Below are 19,495 nucleotides of genomic sequence, written 5' to 3'. Positions count from 1 at the left end.
AAGAGCATTAAAAGGCTCTTTTTTAAGTTAGGTATTAGGGTTAACACGTTAACGGGTCAACCCTAATATCACTAAACTAATAAGAGATATTTACTTTTATTTCTCTACATAAGCAGGGTTCTTTGCAAAAAATTCTACCTCTGCAACAGATAACATAAGTGGACCACTATGTGATTCCTTAAAGGTAATCGATAACTTTGTAAATTTGGTTCCAATCGGTAAATCAGTCTCCGCTAAATCGAAGGTTACTGATTTATCGTCAAATTGAACACTTTTTGCACCTAAATCATACTCTTTTCCAGAATCAGAATATATTTTGGCACTTAGTGTTTTAATTTTGCCATTCGTATATTGCGGGCGATTATAAACAATAAATTTAGTCAATTCTTGTGGTTTAGTAAAGTTAAAATCAACAGGTAACGGTAGTGAAATTCCTTCATTTCCAGTGAGGCTCCATTTCAATTCCGCCAATGAATTTTCACTTATCTCACCGTCAATCAACTTGGCAAAAGCTGCTGCACCGCCCTGCATCTTTTCCCCATCACCAGTAACCGTCATATCTTTACCCGATAATTGCAGTTCCTTAGGCTCTTGTGGTTGTTCAACCCCTCCCGGTTCCTGGCCTGGAGTTAAAACTTCACCTATTTTATCAATAGTGTCAGAGGCTGTATTAATCAGTAAGGATCTGGTGATCGGAATATCGAATTGAAGATCTTTCTTAGCCTTTAACTTAAGCGTGGCCAATGTCTTCGTACCATCTAATGTATTTTGTGTTCCCTTGTTAGAAAACGCTGCCATAATACGTTGTTCAGAATTTCCAATACCCGCAAGTGCCGAGTAATTTAACATATTGGCTATTTCATTGGAAGGCGTAACAATATTTTCACCACAAGTCCCGTCAGGTTTACACTCTTTTACTAATTCATATTTGTTCGGATCCAGCCCTAGTTCCAGGTTAAACGCATTGATATCCTTTAATCCTGCTCCTATTATTTCTACTGAAAATTCTTCTCCTGCTTTTAACTGCTGCTTACTTGGTCTAATGTCCAATAGTCCGGCAACCGGCCTTCCTGTTGCTTGAAGAGGTTTTTCACTTAATTTAGATGCTACATACATTAAATCGTAGGCATCAATTACACCATTAAAATTAATATCAACCCTTGATACTTGTCCCCAAGCTGTATCCGTTTGGTCAACACCCATATAGCTTGCAAAGAAGAGTAGGTCATCTTCATCAATGACTCCGTTCGGTATATTCTCACCTACTACGGTTCCTCCTGTTTTATCCTTTTTGTATGGCCTGAATTCCTGTGCACTTCCAAAGCCGCCTACAGAGTTTAAAATGGTTAACTTAATATATCTTGCAGTAATATTTCCCTTTAAATCTATGACTTTGGTTTCATTATTCCTCTCAAATGTTCCATCAGTGATGATATTTTTATAAGTTTTGCCATCTAGACTTACGTCTAAATTGTATTTTAATATTGTTCCATTCCCTGCATCAGGTCTTGGAACATACTCGAGCTTATCTAGTTCATACGCTAGCTTCATATCAATCTCAAAGGTATGTGGCAGTTTATTTCCTGCATCTCCCCATTGAGTATGCCACAATGTATCAACCTTTCCATCGACTGCTAAAGATGCTTCTTGTCCCGGCTGTTCACTATCTGCTTTTGCCGTCATATTCTTAGGGACATTTCTGTATCGGTCAAGCTTCGTTCTTATTTTGATTTCATCACTCCAGCCAGATGACCCTTTTGTATTCGTTGCTCTTATTCGATAAGAATATTCTGAATCAGATGTTAAACCTGTATGGAGATAGAATGGTGTTTGCTGACTATCACTTGACTTAAACACATTTGTATGAACAATACCATCGATCATTAGATCATAAGTTGTATTCGAACCATCAACCTTATCCCAATTTAATTTAATTTCTCGATCTGTAATGTTGGCGTCATCTGCATGAAGCCCCGATGGAATCGTTGGTACTTCTTTATCTACTACATCCTTCTTTTGAGTATTATTGAAGCCATCTACTGTAAATGTTATTTTATTTTTCGTGATATCTGTTTTCCCTACCTTAATATAAAGCTTTGGTGATGTAATAATATCAGTCTTTTCAAATGGTGAGCCTTTGGTAGAATATTTGTTTAAGTTTGGATGTTCATTATAGAAATACACGTTTTCTGAGTTTTTATATTCCTCTTCATTCGTAACTTTCCTTAATGTAATATCTTTATTTCCAACCTTAACCGTTATATCCCTCGGGTTTGCACGTGTGCTGACAATCACTTCTGTGCCCCTGTTTGTAACCATCCCTTTATAGCCCTTTCCTTTTGCGCTATCAACGGTTATAACAGCTCTTTCCTTAATTACCTTTGAAGTGACCTTCGTTCTTGTATTTTTCTTTTCCTTATACTCAACAGTTTTCCCATCGTCTTCATATAGAGTAAATTCTGATTTTCCCGATGGATATACATCAAATATTCTATTTTCAGAACCATTTAATTCATTAATTGAATTATTTTCTGGTGCCATTGGAATAATTGCCCCAGCTTTAACAAATACAGGGGTCTTCCATAATGGAGCGCTAAAGTTATGAAGAACCGAACCTCCCTGGTATTGTTCACCTGTAAAATAATCAATCCAAATTTGATTTTTATCTGGAAGATAAATATCGTTCCTTACTTCAGCTGCATTAGAGTTTCCATCATATATTGGTGCAACTAATAGATTAGGCCCCCACATATATTGATATTGTGTTTGCGTACCGTACGTGTAAGGATCATTTGGATATTCTAACATCATTCCTCTAATCATTGGCATGGATTTTGATGTAGCTTCCTCGGCAATGGTGTAGATATAAGGCAGCATTTGTGACTTTAGATTTAAATACATCCGATTAATCGACGCATATGGTTCACCATAATTCCATGGATTTTTAGATTTACTGTAATCATTACCTCCGGATGCCCAGCCATCCATGTCGATTTGGATAGGAGTGAATGCTTTCCATTGGAAATCACGAGTCTGTACTTTTGCATCTCCACCAAATATACCATCCATATCTGAGCCGACGTTTGGATTTCCTGATAAGCCTGCGCCAATGTAAGTAGGGATATGCATTCTTATGTACTCCCAATTACCTCCATATTGGTCGCCTGACCATAATCCAGCATATCGTTGAGTACCAGCCCACCCATCTAGCGAAATAACAAATGGACGTGCACCACCTGAATTATCTTCTTTTTGAATTCCTTCCGCTGCTTGGCGTGTCGCATTTAAGGCCATGGAATATCCTTGCCCAACCCATGCAACATCAGTCTTTATTGCTCTTACACCTGCTTTAACTTCCCCGTCAAGGTCTCTTCGTAAAGGACTATCAACAGGTAGATTAGGATCTGGGTAGAGATTGCTTTGTGTCCATAAGCCTACTTCTACTTTTTGATTATTTGCTTTATCAACAAACTGCTTCAAATTACCAAGTCCGCCATATCCGCATCCATAGCCATCATTTGGTAAAAACCATCCTAACGGCATATCGTGATCAGCATATTGATTTATTGTATTTAATCCATTAGTCTGGAGTGTTCGTTGGTCCTTATGACCATTATGAGTTCCATTAAAACAATCAGCATGCCCTAAATAGAAACCGTATTTTGGCATAAGTGCCGGTTTCCCAGTTAATTCTGTATAATCATTAACGATTTTTGGAATAGAATCATCTACAAAATAATATGCGTCAAATCTGTCTTCACTGTGAGTCAAAGTAGCCGTTTTTGTAAAATCATAAACGCCTGGCTTAAAAGTATTTCTCATGACTCCGTAGCCTTCAGTGCTTATATAGAAAGGGACTGGGCTTGATGCAGCTCCTGCATCCCAACCTCCCCCGATTGCAATGTTTATGGAATTATTCTTATGGGCATAAAATCCATTCTGTTGACCTCCGCCATAAAAATATTCGTTTTCTTTTGTATCAAAGGTTTGAACTGTACTTCCGTTGGAATGTTTTAGCGGTTCACTTTCACTCCAAAGAATCTTTGATCTTTTTTTATCGAACAGGCTCATCTTTGAAGTCGTTTTATCTACTCTTAACTCTAAAGCATCAGTGGAAATTTTATAGACATTGTTATCACGATCATCAACCTTAATGTCAATTTCACCATATTGTTTTTTGTAATCGCTAACATTTTTGTCAATAATTTTTGTCACATGCTCAGGCTCATTGGGAGTTGGATATTCTTCAAAAATACCCTTTGGGTCCAAATGCAGTCGAAAAACATTATTTTTTAGGAAGTTAATTTTTATTTTTTCTCCTGTTTCTAAATCCAAGTACACATTATTTCTTTCTTTCGTAATCTTTGTTACTTTTCCTATAGTCTTATAGGTTTGATTGGTAGAAATATTATTAAATAAGTTCTCCTTTTCAGTTACAGCAGCAGATGCCGTTGGAAGCATAGAAAGCAACATACCCACTGATAAACACAAGCTTACCAGATTTTTCAACCTAGCTTTACGTCTTAGCATATTCTACCTCCGATTGTAGTGGTCTTCTGAAAATGAAATTCCGATTGTCTTTAATTCTTCGTATGGCTCGGTAGCTTTTACAATTCCTGATGAATCCAATTGGAAGAATAGAAAGACACCCCCTTAAAACTCACAAAAACGTGCAATTTGTCCTATTGATGGATAACTTTTTTTACCTTCACAACCCTTCTATATTTTTTTATATATTTTATATTTAAATATATAAGCGTAATTAGGTAAGACCTTCATAGAGCCTTAATTTTTGGTTTTCGTATAATGAGAAATGGAATTTGATATAATAAAAGATTGCGTAAAATCTATATTGATAGGGGGAATTTAAGATTGAGAAATATATTCCGATGAATGTTAGATGGATGTGCTGTCATGATCAATCAATTTAGCCCTTCGTTGCCTTTTTAATTTTTAATGCCCTTATTGCCTACTGGTATGCATTTTCTGTTTTATTTCAAATATAAGATCCATCCAATCCTCTCTTCTAATTAATAGATGGAATTTTCTTACAATTCCATTATAAAATATATTGGGTTGATGGGTCAACCCAATATATTTAAAAATCCTGATTGGGGTAACGTCAGGATATTTCGTATTTACAATGTTAAGACAGAAAATCTTGTATAAATAGAGTAATTAAAGTATCTTACTTTTAAAACTTTAGGTTTTTGCGACTTTAATGTAAAATCAAAAGTCATTATGGTAACCATAACAAAATTTTATCGTTGCGATTTTCTTACTTTATCAATTCCCAAGTGATAGGGTTTAATTTACTCATAATCCCCCCTTATGATTAGTAAATCGGTTGTCAGAGACGCATGGATGGTAGGAATCAAGTTTATTTTAGGTACGTCTAAGGTCACGCTTGTTATTGTGTTATTTATGCGTACTTATCCCGATCAAGTATTAGTCTAGGAGGTTGAATCAGCATTAGGTCGTAGGATTGGACCTGTCTTTGTTGGCTAGATCCTTTTATGGCTTTTAAATGTGATATCGATTGACACATTCGAGATGACGCTGCTCTTTATTAACTCGCTCCTTTTCCCTGGCACCCCGTAATACGATTTTTTGTCACAATTTAACAGTGCAGAACTCACCGATTTTATACAAATAAAATAAAATGTAAAAGGAGGCTCATCATGTCAGTAACAAAACTTGATGTCAGTACTTTATAAACATATCAGGTATTACATTGATACTAGGTTAAGATATTCTAAATCTTTTAATCATTAGGAAAAATTCTATTTAAATTATATTATGTATTTCTTTTTGTTTATTAGGAATAGCTAACTGATATACTATTAAATTACAATCTCTAAATTTTCTTTAATACTTAATTGAATCCTGATCTAGTTCATCAAAATATTCTTTATATCTTCTATGAACAGTAGCCTTACTAGCATCAAATCCTAAACCTCGTAATGTAGCTGCTATTTCTTGAAAAGTAAGTTTCTTTTTCCTAAGATTTATAATTTCTTCCACAGGTAATTCTTTTTTTTCTCTACCCCCTAAATGATTATTTGATAAATTCTTGTGTGGTTGAAAACCATTCTCGACAGCTCTACGCATCCCCCTGCTTATTTTATAATTTGCAATTCTTCGTTGAAACTCTTCTACCGTACTTAATATCTCCAAGACCATTAAATCAGCATCCGATAAAGATATCTCCCCATGATCTTGTATTGTAAAAACTTTTATTGCCATTTTGCGTAATTCATGAATAAGTGCAATTTTTGAATGTCCCCTTCCTAGTCGGGTATCATCTTGTAAAAGTAGTATCTCTGCCTGTTTATCCTTAAATAATCCTAAAGCCTCAATAATCCCTTCCCTTTCTATATCAAATCCACTATGTCTTTCTTCTATAATCTTTATCACATCGAAATTATGAATTTCTGCTACTCTTTCTAGCTCTTCTCTTTGTCTTTTTAAAGAGGTATCTTGTGTATTTTTTTCTGTACTAACCCGACAATAAATAATCGCTTTCAATTTTTCTCCTCCTCTAAATATATGAATCTGACTTAAACATTTTGTGAGATTTCATTAATTAATAATTGTATAAAATTAAAAATTACTCTCCCTGTATTATAGGAATATATATTGTATTTAAAAGATTTCCACAGATATTTAAATTTTTTTATCCAGCGATTCTTTTTTTATTATGAATTTTCCGTTGATATTCCTCTACAATACTTAAAATTTCTAAAACCATTTCATCGCTTTCACTTAATTGAAATTGTCCATTTTGAGAAGAAGTAAATAATTTTATCCCTTCCCTTTTTAAAAAATGTAATAAAGCGATTCTTGCATGACCTCTGCCTAATCGTGTTTCATCTTGTATTAATAAAGCATCAACTTGGTGCTCTTTTATAATTTGAAATAGTTGGAAAAGTCCTTCTCTTTCTACTTCATAACCACTGGCCTGTTCGCCTATTGTTTCTAGAATACACATTCCCATCCGCTCACCTAATTCGGTTAGTTCACTCATTTGTCTTTGTAATGATGTTTCTTGTGAATCCTTTGCTGTACTTACTCTCGCGTAAATTATTGCATTCATTAACTGTTCCCTCCATACGAACATGAAAACTACTTTAATAAAAAATAGAACTAACGTTTGTATATCATATCCTATCATGATATAATGAAAAAAATAAAGAGGAACGTATTATCTACTTTATAGGCAAGGGGGAAATTCAAATGAACAAACTATCGAAAAGGCAAGCAGAAATTTTAGCTTATATTAAAGACGAAGTAAAAATTAAAGGTTATCCACCTTCAGTTCGAGAGATTGCTGAGGCTGTTGGTTTAGCTTCAAGCTCTACAGTGCATGGTCATTTAGAGAGACTAGAACAAAAAGGCTATATTCGAAGAGACCCTACGAAACCGCGTGCAATCGAGATTCTTGGCGATACAGCTACGGTTGTGAATGAAGTACAAGCATCATACTCTGAAATCTATAACGATATTATTAACATTCCTGTAATCGGTAAAGTAACTGCCGGGATTCCAATTACTGCAGTCGAAAACGTAGAAGAATATTTCCCTTTACCGACTTCTGTTGCTCCATCTAACGAACAAGTTTTTATGTTACGTGTAGAAGGAGATAGTATGATCAATGCTGGTATTATGAATGGCGATCTTGTAATCGTTAAAAAACAATTCACTGCTGAAAATGGAGAAATTGTAGTTGCCATGACTGAAGATAGTGAAGCTACCGTAAAGCGCTTCTATAAAGAAAGCGACCATTTTAGACTTCAACCCGAAAATGATGCTCTGTTTCCAATTTTATTAAAACAAGTATCAATTTTAGGAAAAGTAATAGGAGTTTATCGTACATATCATTAAACCTTTTAAGAGCAATGACATATTTATGTGATTGCTTTTTATTTTTAATAAGCATATTCAAACTACACTAACTTATAATTTAAGGGAGTTTTTTTAGTGAGTAAACTCGAGTGGAGAAAAAGTTTAAAAGAAATTTATTTACCAAAAAGTAAGCCTAGTAAAATTAATATACCAGCCTTTAAATATATAACGATTGAAGGCAAAGGGAATCCAAATAATGAATTATTTAAAGAAAATGTAGAAGCACTTTATTCTTTAGCATATGCAATTAAAATGTTGCCTAAAAAAGGGATAGTTCCAGAAGGTTACTTTGATTACACAGTCTTCCCTCTTGAAGGAGTATGGGATTTAGATGAAGAAGGCCGAAAACTAGACTATTTAAACAAAGAACATCTTCTATATAAATTAATGATTAGACAACCTGACTTTGTTACAGAAGATTTAACATACATCATTTTAGATCAACTTAAACAAAAAAAGAAAAATCCACTGTTAGCAAACGTAAAACTCGAATCGATTACTGAAGGCTTATGTGTTCAAACCATGCATATCGGAAGTTATGATGACGAACCACGAACTTTTAAATTAATGGAAGAGTTCTGCACGGAGAATAATCTACAAAGAGTTCAAAAAACACATAAGGAAATCTATATTTCTGATGCAAGAAAAACTCAACCTGATAAATTGAAAACTGTTTTAAGGTTTCAAGTGGAAGAGCGATAGACAAAACTAAAAGAGCTTGGATTTTCCAAGCTCTAGACTTACAATTAGTTACCTGTAACATATCACTTTTAAATTAAGCAGTTTATCATTCACTATAACTTTCAAAACACTTCTCTAAATCATCTCTAAATGCAATTGCTAAATAATTATCGATTATATTTCTAGTAATAGGTGATTGAAATACTTGACTCTTATATGCCCCACCATCATATTCAATTATATCAATCTTATTTTCAACCTGTTCATTTTGCACTTCATCAAAATATTTAATACTAACTACTACTCCAGAGTCATCAATCGTAATTAATAACTCTCTTTGATTTAATAAGACCTCAATCAAACTATCTTTATCAATCATAATATCAAATTCACCATTCGAAACTTCAATTTCCTTTTTTAAAGACTCCTTTAAATCTACAAAATAAGATTCAAATTTTTCACACATCTTACTGTATGCCATATTTTCTGTAACAGTTTCTTTATATATTGCTTTTGTTTTTAAGATGAATTCCCTTTTAAAATCCATATTTCCACTCCTTGTAATGATATAATTGGAGCATTTATATATTATTACTATTCATCATGCATTGAAAAATAGAATAACAGGAAGAATGTATTTAAATTTTTTTTAAATTGATTAGCCTAAAGTAACAGACTAATTATTCTGTCAGGACTTCTTACACACTTTTTCTTAATTATTGTAAATAATATTACACTTTTTAAATTAATCTATGAAATGATTATAAGATTGAGAATCAGATGAGATTACATTTGAATTGAAGATGGGTAATTGGAAGTGGTTAATGATATTTGGGGTAATAAAATTATTTTTATTCTTGTTTAAAAAATTAATGCCGAAAATATCGTTTAATCTATTAATTTAACATAAATAATTTCAGGATCCCCTTCATCCAAATTATCGATAAGTCCACTTTCAATATATCCTAAAGATTGAAATACTTTTTGCATTTGGATATTTGATTTATTTGTAGATGAAAATAATTTCTTTTCTGAAAAAACTTCAACATATTTCATGAGATTTTTTGCTATACCAATCCTCCTCATGTTTGGTGAAACAATTATTAAATCAATAAATAAATGTCCAAAGAAAAATTTATGATAAATCATAAAACCTACTATACTTCCATTCAATTCACAAACTATGCATCGATTTTCTTCAATTGATAGTGTAATTTGATTTTCCCTCATTCTGCTTCCAATAATTTGTGAATCCAGAATTACGACTGATTCACAATCATTCAGATCCGCATTTCTAATTTCCACTTTCGTTCTCCTTTTCTAATGATAGTTATAGTTAACCTTTTCTATAAAATACTTTCAAACCCTTTTATGTATTATGGTTAATGTTAATAAACCTGTATTTAAAATCATACAGGTTCACTTAATAAAAAATTCAATATTTTATAGATTTGTTGGATTGAAAAGTTTCCCCCATGTTTTTACCCCAACAATTCCATCTACTACTAAATCATTTTTTCTTTGAAACTCTTTAACTGCATTTTCAGTTAGGATACCGAAAATTCCATCCACTTTAACGCCTATTTTTTCTTGAATTTTCTTTACTTGTACTCCCCTCGAACCTTTTTTTAAGACTCCCTTATAAGGATATAACTCAATTTGAATAATCCTTTTATATAATCCATTTTTAATATTTGCATTATTTACCGAGATGAGCACATCTGCATAATTAGGATCTACTGCCCATCCTGCTGCAGCAATTGCTTTAAATTGCTCATTAGCAGTTTTGTAAGTTTTCACTTCACTGTATCGTGGATTACTTAAAATAAAATCAACATAGCCCTGAACTGGATCATTATATTTTATATAATATCCACCTTCATTTTTAGGTCTAGCAGTTCCTCTACTACTAAGTGGTAAACCTGGATACCACGTTTGACCTGCAATATTGTTATTTTTCTTAAAATTTTTAGACGTAAAATGTGCTGTTTCTACTTGCCATTGAGTATAAATCACTTCAGTTAACCAGCCAATTTTTTTTGAAACTTCTTGGGCATATTGAAAATATTTAATTGTATTAGACACTATAGACTAATCCTCTCCTTAAAATGCTTGTCCTATAGAGTATTCATATGCTCCAATCTTGGTACTAAGGAATTAGTAGAAAAGTAATCGAATCTGTCTATTTTTTCTATTTAAAAATTCATATATTCTATTACCCTTCTTGTATTTAACAACTATTAAAGTTTCTTCATACGATAGTTAAAAACTGGAGTTGATAAAATGACTAATTGGATCTACATTTCTACATCAAACCGCCAGCTAAAACTTTTCGACGGAAACACTCTGCTTAAAACTTACCCAATTGGTGTAGGAAAAATGCTTACTCCTACTCCTACAGGAACTTATACAATTATTAATAAAGATCCAAATCCTGGTGGACCTTTTGGGGTACTATGGATGGGACTTTCCGCTCCACATTACGGAATTCATGGAACTGATAATCCTGCAACAATTGGTCACTTTGTTTCACATGGTTGTATTCGAATGTTCAATAAGGATGTACTTGAATTATCTTCGATGGTTCCAATAGGCACAGGTGTCGTTATTCATCAATAAATGAAAAAACCACGAGAAGTTCTTATCTTGTAAGTTTTCATAGATTAAGCGGCACTTCTATTAAAATAAATTTCCATTCTCTTAAAAATGGTTTATGGCTTCCATGTTACAACTAAGAAGAAAATTAAAAACCCTTACTCTACTGTAAGGGTTTTGGAAAATGAATTGAAAATTGAATATTTCCATCTATTAATTTCACATCATGTTTTAACTGATGACGGTTTAAAATCGATTTTACAATCGCTAGACCTAAGCCTGTTCCTGTTAAATGTTTATTTCGGGAAGCCTCCATAACATAAAACGGTTCCCAGATTTGCTTAATTTGAGTGGAATTTTTAAGATTTGTTTCATTTTTAATGCTGAATACAATTTCCTCATTTTCCTCGTAAATCTTAATGGTTATTACCGGATTTTTTGTATATTTAATTGCATTACTAATTAAATTATTAAATACTTTCTCAATTTGGTCCCGATCTACTTCAATATTAAGTTGATTCTTTTTAATATATTCTTTTTTTATGATTATATTATTTTGGTTCAATTCGATTTCGAAGTTTTCCAAGCTAGAATCAAAAAGCTGAATTAAGTCAAATTGTTCTATATGGAATATTTCACGTTCAATTCTTGATAACTCTAATAATTTATCGATTAAACGGTTTATTTGATCTGTTTGTTTAATGATTGTATCAACATAGGTTCCGTCATCTATACCGTCTTTAATGCCTGCAGAATAAGCTTTGATTAGAGCTAGGGGAGTTTTAAGTTCATGAGAAATATCTGAAATAAACGTTTTTAAATTAGCATTCCGCTGATTTAAATCATCATGGGCAATCCTCAATTTGTCACTCATTTCGTTTATACTTTTAGCAAGTTCTTCGATTTCATCATTTGTTGAAATTTTTGCCTTTTTAAATTCTAATTGAGCAATTTCTTTTGAAATATCTTTTAACTCTTTCAATGGATCTGTTATTTTTTTTGACCAAATCCAAACCATTAAAATCAGTATTAAAATCAAGAAAATCATAATATAAAAGGTAAACTTATTTACGATTTGAACAGCATCACTTAAATAAACAATCGAGACACCAACTACAATAAATACATGATCCTTTTGAATAAAATCGACTAAAAAACTAGATTTCAACTTACCTTGATCGTAGATTTTACTAATTCTCTTACCACTTTTAACTTGTTTTAATGTTTCTTCTGTAACCCAAAATTTATTTAACGTTACCCTTTTTTGATATAAATTATCTTTTAATAATCCATTAAACTCGTCTAAATTGGACTGTATTGGTTCATAAGCGATTGTTACATTATTTTTTTGTTCCAATTGATTAATTGATTGTTTAAACTCAGCCATTGTCATCTTGTTTATCGCTGTTGAAAGGTCATGCACTCTATTTTTCATCTGAAATAAGTAATATTTAGGTAATAAATATGAATTGATAATTAGATAAAAAATAAAAACAAAAAGAATACATACGGTAATTGCTATCGATATTTTTCTTCCTAATCGATTCATTTTTCTTTTCTAAGACTGTATCCTAAACCTCGATGTGTTTGAATAAGATCTTCTCCTATTTTTTCTCTTAATCTTCTTATATGGGTATCCACCGTTCGATCATCTCCATCATAATCAATACCCCATACATTAACTAACAAATCCTCACGTGACAAGATGTTTCCTCGATTACGAACAAAACAGCTTAATAAATCAATTTCTTTTTTCGTTAAATTTAAATTTTCTTCGTTTTTAAATGCAATTTTACCTTTAAAATCTACTTTTATATGATCAATTACAATAAGATGTTCCTCTTTTAGTAATTTTTTAGCTCTAGTAATCAGGACCCCCGGATGGAATGGCTTTCTTACATAATCGTCAGCCCCAAGTTTTAGAGCTTGTAGTTCGTCCTCATCTTCACTTTTAGCTGTAAGCATTAATACTTTTGTTTCACCGTTTTTCTTTATTTCTTTACACACATCAATCCCACTACTATAAGGCATCATCCAATCTAAAATAGCTAAATCAATTTTTTCGCTATAAAAGATTTCGATCGCTCGTTCTCCGTCTTCTGCTAAGAAAACGGTATATCCTTCCTTTTTGAAATAGGCCTGTAAGATCTTTAACATATCTTTTTCATCATCAGCGATTAGAATATTGATTTTTAATTCCTCCGTTCAATTATGTTATTTTGTCACGTTCATGTAACAAAGGTAGCTTAAACTGTTTTCGAGGAGTGATAACATGAGGATCATTGAAATTTTAATCAGTGCTCTATTTATTTTATTTGCAATCTTAATTGTATCAATTCATTCATAAAAGGCAGGTTATAGACATGAAATATACCATATTTAGAAGGATCGTTAGAAGATTACTATTTTTTACTTTGATATTATTAATTTTCCCTATTATTTTATATAGTTATTCAAAAAGTATCGAACCAAAAATGTTGGATGTAAATCAAATAACGATCACATCAAATTCCGTTTCAATGCAGATGGAAGGATTGAAAATTGTTCAATTTAGTGATAGCCATCTAGGTGCTCATTATACATTAAAGCAATTAAATAAAGTTGTCGATCAAATTAATAAACAAACCCCTGATTTAATTGTGTTTACTGGTGATTTAATTGATAATAGCGCTTTATACAATAAATTAGATCAAATCCCTGCAGTACTTCAACAATTAAAAGCAAAATATGGTAAATATGCTATTTACGGTAATCATGATGTTGGTGGAGCAGGCAAGAAAATCTCATCATCTGTTTTCATAAAATCTGGTTTTACAGTTTTAGAAAATGAACAGAAAGTAATCGACTTAAAAGATCATAGCAAACTAAATATTATTGGTTTGGATGACTATCTCTTAGGAAGACCAAATCCGGCTAAAGCATTTAAAAATATACAAAAAAACGCTTTTAATCTCTTACTAGTTCATGAACCCGATGTGGCAGCACGCCTAAAAGAGTATCCGATTGACTTACAACTCTCTGGCCATAGTCATGGTGGACAAGTAAAACTTCCATTTCACGAAGCAATTTATACTCCACCATTAGCAACCATTTATACTGAAGGTTTATATAAAATAAATGATCATAAAAAACCTTTGAACTTATACGTTAATCGGGGTATAGGAACAACAAGGCTTCCGTTTCGATTTTTTAGTGTTCCAGAAATTTCAGTTTTCACTTTAAAAAGTAATTGATAAAACCCGCAAGGAAATATGAAATCCTTGCGGGTACATTAGAATCAATCTTTATCAAAAGTTAGTCAAACAAGTTCACATAATTTCTCCTCATATACAAATCACGTTGCATTGAAGATTTTAGGACATAGGACTAAAATCTTTCCAAATTGTTACTGATAATAGTTCATGAGTAATGTCCTTACTAAACCAAGTTTCATTCCATTCAACCTGGCTTCTTTCAAACCTCGTTCGTTCTTCATATTCTTCTATAGTTCTATATTTAATAAATAAGTTGATGTAATAATATTGCTCATCTTCTCTTTGCATAAAATTCATTCCAATATTTGATGGCTCTGAATGAAATTTTGAATGTGCTGACTTTTTTAATCTTGATTTAAAATCCTCTAAAAACTTCTTTTCAAACTTATATTCAAATAAGACGGTAATCATTGTTTCAACCCATTTCTATTATTAGTTGTCCATTAGCTAAACACTATTATAAGTATTCAATTTCTTAATTATTCTTACCAACCACTCATACATATAAGATTTAATTTGAGAGGATAATATAAAAAATAGAAATTTCTATAAGAGGTGCTTATGGAAGAAACACAATCACTGAACTCATCTGAAAATATTACTAGTCTTATTTGGAAACTATCAATAGGTTCTACATTAGCATGGGAAATCTCAAATTTTTTTGGTTCCTCACATCCATACTTAGGTCCAGTTTCTCTTATACTTACTATTCAATCGACAATGGACAAAACAATTAATTTATCAATCAAGCGAGTAATTGGAACAATGATTGGAATCGGTATTACTGTAATAATCGCGAGTTATCTAAAAGTCACTGGATGGAACTTAGGACTTTTAATTCTGATTGGTACATATATTGCTAAATTTTTAAAATTAGACAAAAAAGTACTTCACCAGGTCGCTCTCACAATTCTATTTGTATTTGCATTTGAACACCAATCAAAGGATTATGCGATGGATCGAATGAGGGATACGCTTGTAGGCGTCTTGACTGCTGGATTAATACAGGTCATTTGGTCTTCTCTCATCTCAAGAAAAAAAGAATTGAAATAGTACAAATACTTGCCTGATTTGTTTATTTTTTATTTTTAAGAGGAATAATTAAGAATACTACTTATTTCAATCCTCTTTATTTTTCAGATTATTCTTTCACGATACTGCACATTAAAATTTCAGTTTTTCATGTTCTCATAGAAGACAATTCTATTACCAAACGGATCTCCAACCCGAACCTCTCGTGTTTTCCAAGGAGTTTCTTCAATTCCTGGTCGAGCATATTTATATTTCTTTGCCAGTAGCTTTGAATGAAGTAACTCTAAATTTTCTACTTCAATTCTAATAGTTGCACCTGGGCTACAATCCCCATGGTGTTCAGAAAGATGAATTACACAATTGTTATAAGAAATTTGCATATACAAAGGTAAATCGTCTTCAAATCGATGCTCCCAATCAATCTTAAATTCTAAAAATGTTATGTAGAATTCTTTTGCCTTATCTTCATCAAACATACGTAGAATAGGTGTAGGACTTTTCATAGAAATTTTCGATGTATTCATTTCTCTTCTCTCCTTTTCTTTTAAAACTACTACCTATTAAGAAGTTCATTTAACTTATTGCATCAATAATTCCTTGAATTACTTTCATACTCTCAATGTCCTTTGAACGAAGCTTTCGTCCCGTACCTTTTTCATAAACCTTTTTTTCTTCAAGTAATTGGTATGGGTTTAGGACATTAATTGATATACCTTTTAAATTATATTTTTGAATTGGCAATGCATCATTTCTCCATTCCCAGTCTGGAAAACCATTCGCTATGATTTTACCTTCTTCTGAAATTTTAACAAATACAAAACTCACATCGATTTCGTCTTTTATGAAATCTGTTTGGAGCATACTGACTGGAATTTTCTTAAAACCAGCTTTAACCATTGCCTTTTCTAACTCATCCCTGTATTGAATTAAAGAGACTAAATCAATATCCGAGTGTTCGCGAGTCACTTTTCCAAGCAGAAAATCAATTGCCCACCCTCCCCGTAGTCAGATATGAAATTTTAGATTTAAACAAATAGTATTTATATCACTGAGGATCTTTAACTGTTTCTCAACCTTATTGGAATTGTCCAATTTCACCACACCTTTTATATGTATCTATTTATTAGTTTCTTCCTCGTTGGTTTTGGCACCTTCTAGAACTTAAAATAACCAGTGTGTAAACAAATTCCAAATTAAAAAAGCTTCTTCAATCGAAGAAGCCTTTACTTAAATGTCCAATATTTTGGTTTATGCCATTTGGTTTATTAAATACAGCTATTGAATCAACTATAGATTCGCTTGCTGCATTTAAACCAATGATGGTAGTTTTTATTTCATTTTCATGAAATTTAATCACAATTTTATCAATAGCTGATACACCAGATTCGTCCCATATATGAGCTTTTGATAAATCAATCTCGACTGTTTTTACTTCATCTTTAAAATTAAAAGCTTCAACAAAATCTGTGACAGATGCAAAGAACAGTTGACCTTCTACTTTATACACTCGCTTATTTTCCTCAAGTTGAGAAGTTACTTTTACTTTCGAGATTTTCGCTGCAAAGAAAACAGCACTTAATAAAATTCCAATAATAACACCAATGGCTAAAAAATTATGATTTAACATTAATAACAGATTGTCCAATCATTGCACATCCAGCCATTCCCCCAAATAACCAATACACTTGAGGATATTAAACGGGAAAATTGGATTAGTAAATCTACGCTATATCGTTATTTAGAAAATTAAAAATGACCTTTGAGTAAGGTCATTTTAGTTTTTGTAGATGAATATCTTTTGAGTTAGTTCATAAATAACCCAAGTTTGATAAAATTACGAATACAATTACTGTAAATACAAAAGCAAGTATCACAGTTTTAAATCGACTCTTCTTTCTAACATTTTCAACATAGTAAAAATCATCATTTCCCATCAGCGCTCCTAAAACTAGATAGACTAAAAGAGATACTGGCAAAAATAAGAATACCAATCTTACAAGAATTGATGGAATCAAAAGAGCTTCTGCAATACCTCCACATACACCTAAAAATACATAATCTGTATTCGATTTATATAGTCTATTTCTATTCATGATTTCCCTCTTTTAAAATTCATTTTTACCATCTAAATTTTAAAAAACAAGTTCATTTGAGCATATTACTCACTTATTTATCAACTTCTTCACATTCTCATTCGGACTCCAACAATTAAATTTATAGTTCGTCATCGTTTCAAATCCCAACCTACTACAATAATATTTCATACCTTTCACTTGTTTCTCTGCTTTAAAATGCTGACACGTTGCACAGCAATGGAAATCTTTCATAGGACCTCCTAAAATGAAAACAAAACTTTGAATTAATTACATTTCCCAATAGAATTAAAGTTCTTATTTATCGAGCAAATCTTCAATTGAATTAAAAGTAGCAACAGGTTACCCTTAGCACTTTCTACCTCTAATTTTAATTGAATTTTCAATTTATTAATTGAGTACAAAATCTCATTTACTTTTGTATTTATACATTTGAGTATCTTTTCAATATTTTACGGTTAATTTCTTCATAAACACAGAAAATAGTAGAGCATAGTAATTAATGGAAAAGGAGATTTACCGATGAAGCTTTGGATTACTTCTATATTCTCTATATTTGTAGCTCTATCTACTACCTGCTCTTCAGTATATGCTGAACCTAATCATAAGCTTGCAATAGTGATTGATGATTTTGGTAATAACATGAAAGGAACGGACCAAATGCTTTCACTACCGATCCCATTAACAGTTGCCGTGATGCCTTTTTTACCATCTACTAAAAAGGATGCAACTGTTGCTCATTCTAAAGGATATGAAGTCATTGTTCATTTACCAATGGAACCAAGGAAAGGGAAAGCAAGTTGGTTAGGACCTAATGCAATTAAGACCAACTTAAGTGATGAAGAAATTCGAAGAAGAGTCCTAGCTGCTATTGATGACGTCCCATACGCAATCGGAGTAAATAACCATATGGGTTCAAAAGCAACTTCCGATGAGAGAGTAATGCGCATTGTCTTAACTGCTTGTAAAGAAAGGGGCCTATTTTTTTTCGATAGTAAAACGAATTATCGAAGCGTAGTTACTAAAATTGCAGATGAAATAGGCGTGCCGGTCATTGAAAACAAGTTATTTTTCGATGATTTATACACATATAAGCATATAGAAAAGCAGACTCGACTACTATTAGAAAAAGTAAGAGTAGAACCAACTATGATTGCGATTGGACATGTGGGAGAACCAGGCGAAATTACTTCAAATTTAATAAAGGAATACATACCCAAAATTAAAGAAGAAGCTAATTTTGTATTTTTATCAGAATTAGTAGAAAACTTGCCAATCCCATTACATTAAGAAAAAATTAGGAACCGCTATTTTGCGATTCCTATATTTTTTGATCTGTATTCCTTAAAGTAATCCTCAACCTCGTTAATATTATTAACGACCAATATTTTATCATTGTAATCTTTAAACTTTTTAAAGAATTTTGGTTTCCCCACTTCTTCAAAATACTTATTCCATTTAAACATTTTGAAGAATATTTTAAGTGTCGGTTTATAATTTGACTTCTCTAATCTAAGTTTTTGTAAGAAATACCTTTTAATGATTCGATAGGTTCTAACAGAATAGCTAGTATCTAAAAAAATAATCAACTCTGCATTTTTAAAACTATTACCTACCCAATCTTCATTATGAACACCTTCAATAATCCACGTATCCGTACGAATGAGTGTATTTAAATAGCATTCTCTTTCTTGTTTTGAACGCCTAATATCTTTATGACCTTTTTGCCTTTTCCATACAACATTATCTAACTCATAATAAGGTATATTTAGCTTTTTGGACATTTGCCTGGCTAATGTCGTCTTACCACTTCCAACTGAACCAATGATATGTATTTTCTTTGGTATGTTATTTCTCACTTAAATCACCACTTATCTTAAAACATCGATTCTATATTATTCGATTAAGTACTTAAAATGACCTTGTTTAAACTTA

18 protein-coding genes and 2 pseudogenes are annotated in these 19,495 nt (G+C 32.0%); 6 read left to right on the top strand and 14 right to left on the bottom strand.

Translation table 11 applies throughout. The annotated features are described in order from the left end of the window. Positions 1-96 precede the first annotated feature (96 nt). The 3 genes and pseudogenes from AN960_RS22395 to AN960_RS22385 form a co-directional block, all read right to left on the bottom strand. Complete coding sequence (locus tag AN960_RS22395) at positions 97-4,530, bottom strand: discoidin domain-containing protein (RefSeq protein WP_056476657.1); 4,434 nt, start codon at positions 4,528-4,530, stop codon at positions 97-99. Between the two features lie 1,338 nt (positions 4,531-5,868). Beyond that, entirely contained in the window at positions 5,869-6,528 is a 660-nt protein-coding gene (locus tag AN960_RS22390; RefSeq protein WP_056476651.1) for a YneB family resolvase-like protein, read from the bottom strand. 163 nt (positions 6,529-6,691) lie between these two features. Next, positions 6,692-7,096 (bottom strand): annotated as a pseudogene (locus AN960_RS22385) (YneB family resolvase-like protein); the annotation flags it as partial. A 140-nt stretch (positions 7,097-7,236) separates the two neighbouring features. Between AN960_RS22385 and lexA the strand changes: the two are divergent. Both lexA and AN960_RS22375 read left to right on the top strand, forming a co-directional pair. After that, positions 7,237-7,884, top strand: a complete 648-nt coding sequence (lexA, locus tag AN960_RS22380) for a transcriptional repressor LexA (protein ID WP_056476647.1) — start codon at positions 7,237-7,239, stop codon at positions 7,882-7,884. A gap of 96 nt (positions 7,885-7,980) precedes the next feature. Further along, entirely contained in the window at positions 7,981-8,607 is a 627-nt protein-coding gene (locus AN960_RS22375) for a GyrI-like domain-containing protein (protein ID WP_056476643.1), read from the top strand. Between the two features lie 85 nt (positions 8,608-8,692). On the opposite strand, the gene AN960_RS22370 is transcribed toward AN960_RS22375, so the two are convergent. From AN960_RS22370 to AN960_RS24945, 3 genes are all read right to left on the bottom strand, one after another. Beyond that, positions 8,693-9,133, bottom strand: a complete 441-nt coding sequence (locus AN960_RS22370) for a hypothetical protein (protein WP_056476640.1) — start codon at positions 9,131-9,133, stop codon at positions 8,693-8,695. A gap of 341 nt (positions 9,134-9,474) precedes the next feature. Next, entirely contained in the window at positions 9,475-9,891 is a 417-nt protein-coding gene (locus tag AN960_RS22365) for a GNAT family N-acetyltransferase (RefSeq protein WP_056476637.1), read from the bottom strand. A 138-nt stretch (positions 9,892-10,029) separates the two neighbouring features. Then, the gene (locus AN960_RS24945; protein WP_056476634.1) at positions 10,030-10,671 is read right to left on the bottom strand and encodes a glucosaminidase domain-containing protein; all 642 of its coding nucleotides are present in this window, start codon (positions 10,669-10,671) and stop codon (positions 10,030-10,032) included. Positions 10,672-10,869: 198 nt separating this feature from the next. On the opposite strand from AN960_RS24945, the gene AN960_RS22355 reads away from it, so the two are divergent. After that, positions 10,870-11,205, top strand: a complete 336-nt coding sequence (locus AN960_RS22355; protein ID WP_056476631.1) for a L,D-transpeptidase — start codon at positions 10,870-10,872, stop codon at positions 11,203-11,205. A gap of 139 nt (positions 11,206-11,344) precedes the next feature. On the opposite strand, the gene AN960_RS22350 is transcribed toward AN960_RS22355, so the two are convergent. Together AN960_RS22350 and AN960_RS22345 are read right to left on the bottom strand one after the other, a co-directional pair. Continuing rightward, positions 11,345-12,730 (bottom strand): sensor histidine kinase, encoded by a 1,386-nt coding sequence (locus AN960_RS22350; protein ID WP_056476629.1) that lies wholly within the window; start codon positions 12,728-12,730, stop codon positions 11,345-11,347. Then, positions 12,727-13,371, bottom strand: coding sequence for a response regulator transcription factor (locus AN960_RS22345; protein ID WP_056476626.1), 645 nt, complete (start codon positions 13,369-13,371; stop codon positions 12,727-12,729). Before AN960_RS22345 ends, AN960_RS22350 begins: the two co-directional genes overlap by 4 nt. A 173-nt stretch (positions 13,372-13,544) precedes the next feature. On the opposite strand from AN960_RS22345, the gene AN960_RS22340 reads away from it, so the two are divergent. Continuing rightward, positions 13,545-14,414 carry a metallophosphoesterase gene (locus tag AN960_RS22340; RefSeq protein WP_056476623.1) on the top strand — a complete coding sequence of 290 codons (870 nt, stop codon included), beginning with the start codon at positions 13,545-13,547 and terminating at the stop codon, positions 14,412-14,414. 120 nt (positions 14,415-14,534) lie between these two features. Here the strand turns inward: AN960_RS22340 and AN960_RS22335 are convergent, their stop codons facing one another. Further along, positions 14,535-14,846: a hypothetical protein gene (locus AN960_RS22335; RefSeq protein ID WP_056476620.1), complete on the bottom strand. Its 312-nt coding sequence runs from the start codon at positions 14,844-14,846 to the stop codon at positions 14,535-14,537. Positions 14,847-14,996: 150 nt separating this feature from the next. On the opposite strand from AN960_RS22335, the gene AN960_RS22330 reads away from it, so the two are divergent. Next, positions 14,997-15,488, top strand: coding sequence for an FUSC family protein (locus tag AN960_RS22330; RefSeq protein ID WP_056476617.1), 492 nt, complete (start codon positions 14,997-14,999; stop codon positions 15,486-15,488). A gap of 119 nt (positions 15,489-15,607) precedes the next feature. On the opposite strand, the gene AN960_RS22325 is transcribed toward AN960_RS22330, so the two are convergent. The 4 genes and pseudogenes from AN960_RS22325 to AN960_RS22310 form a co-directional block, all read right to left on the bottom strand. Next, entirely contained in the window at positions 15,608-15,991 is a 384-nt protein-coding gene (locus tag AN960_RS22325; RefSeq protein WP_056476614.1) for a glyoxalase superfamily protein, read from the bottom strand. Between the two features lie 49 nt (positions 15,992-16,040). Then, a pseudogene (locus AN960_RS22320) lies at positions 16,041-16,460 on the bottom strand (nucleotidyltransferase domain-containing protein); the annotation flags it as partial. A 214-nt stretch (positions 16,461-16,674) separates the two neighbouring features. Further along, positions 16,675-17,112, bottom strand: coding sequence for an STAS domain-containing protein (locus tag AN960_RS22315; RefSeq protein WP_056476612.1), 438 nt, complete (start codon positions 17,110-17,112; stop codon positions 16,675-16,677). A 163-nt stretch (positions 17,113-17,275) separates the two neighbouring features. Then, a complete protein-coding gene (locus AN960_RS22310; RefSeq protein WP_056476609.1) occupies positions 17,276-17,560 on the bottom strand; it encodes a PspC domain-containing protein in 285 nt (94 codons plus the stop codon). 522 nt (positions 17,561-18,082) lie between these two features. On the opposite strand from AN960_RS22310, the gene AN960_RS22305 reads away from it, so the two are divergent. Beyond that, positions 18,083-18,850 (top strand): divergent polysaccharide deacetylase family protein, encoded by a 768-nt coding sequence (locus tag AN960_RS22305; protein WP_056476606.1) that lies wholly within the window; start codon positions 18,083-18,085, stop codon positions 18,848-18,850. 17 nt (positions 18,851-18,867) lie between these two features. Here the strand turns inward: AN960_RS22305 and AN960_RS22300 are convergent, their stop codons facing one another. Next, complete coding sequence (locus tag AN960_RS22300) at positions 18,868-19,419, bottom strand: AAA family ATPase (protein WP_056476603.1); 552 nt, start codon at positions 19,417-19,419, stop codon at positions 18,868-18,870. Positions 19,420-19,495: the final 76 nt, after the last annotated feature.

Origin of the sequence: Bacillus sp. FJAT-25509 (assembly GCF_001420605.1) — a bacterium.
In the GTDB taxonomy this organism is placed as follows: domain Bacteria; phylum Bacillota; class Bacilli; order Bacillales; family Bacillaceae_G; genus Gottfriedia.
Note: the sequence above shows the minus strand (reverse complement) of the source record. Positions and strands in the feature narration are given on the sequence as shown.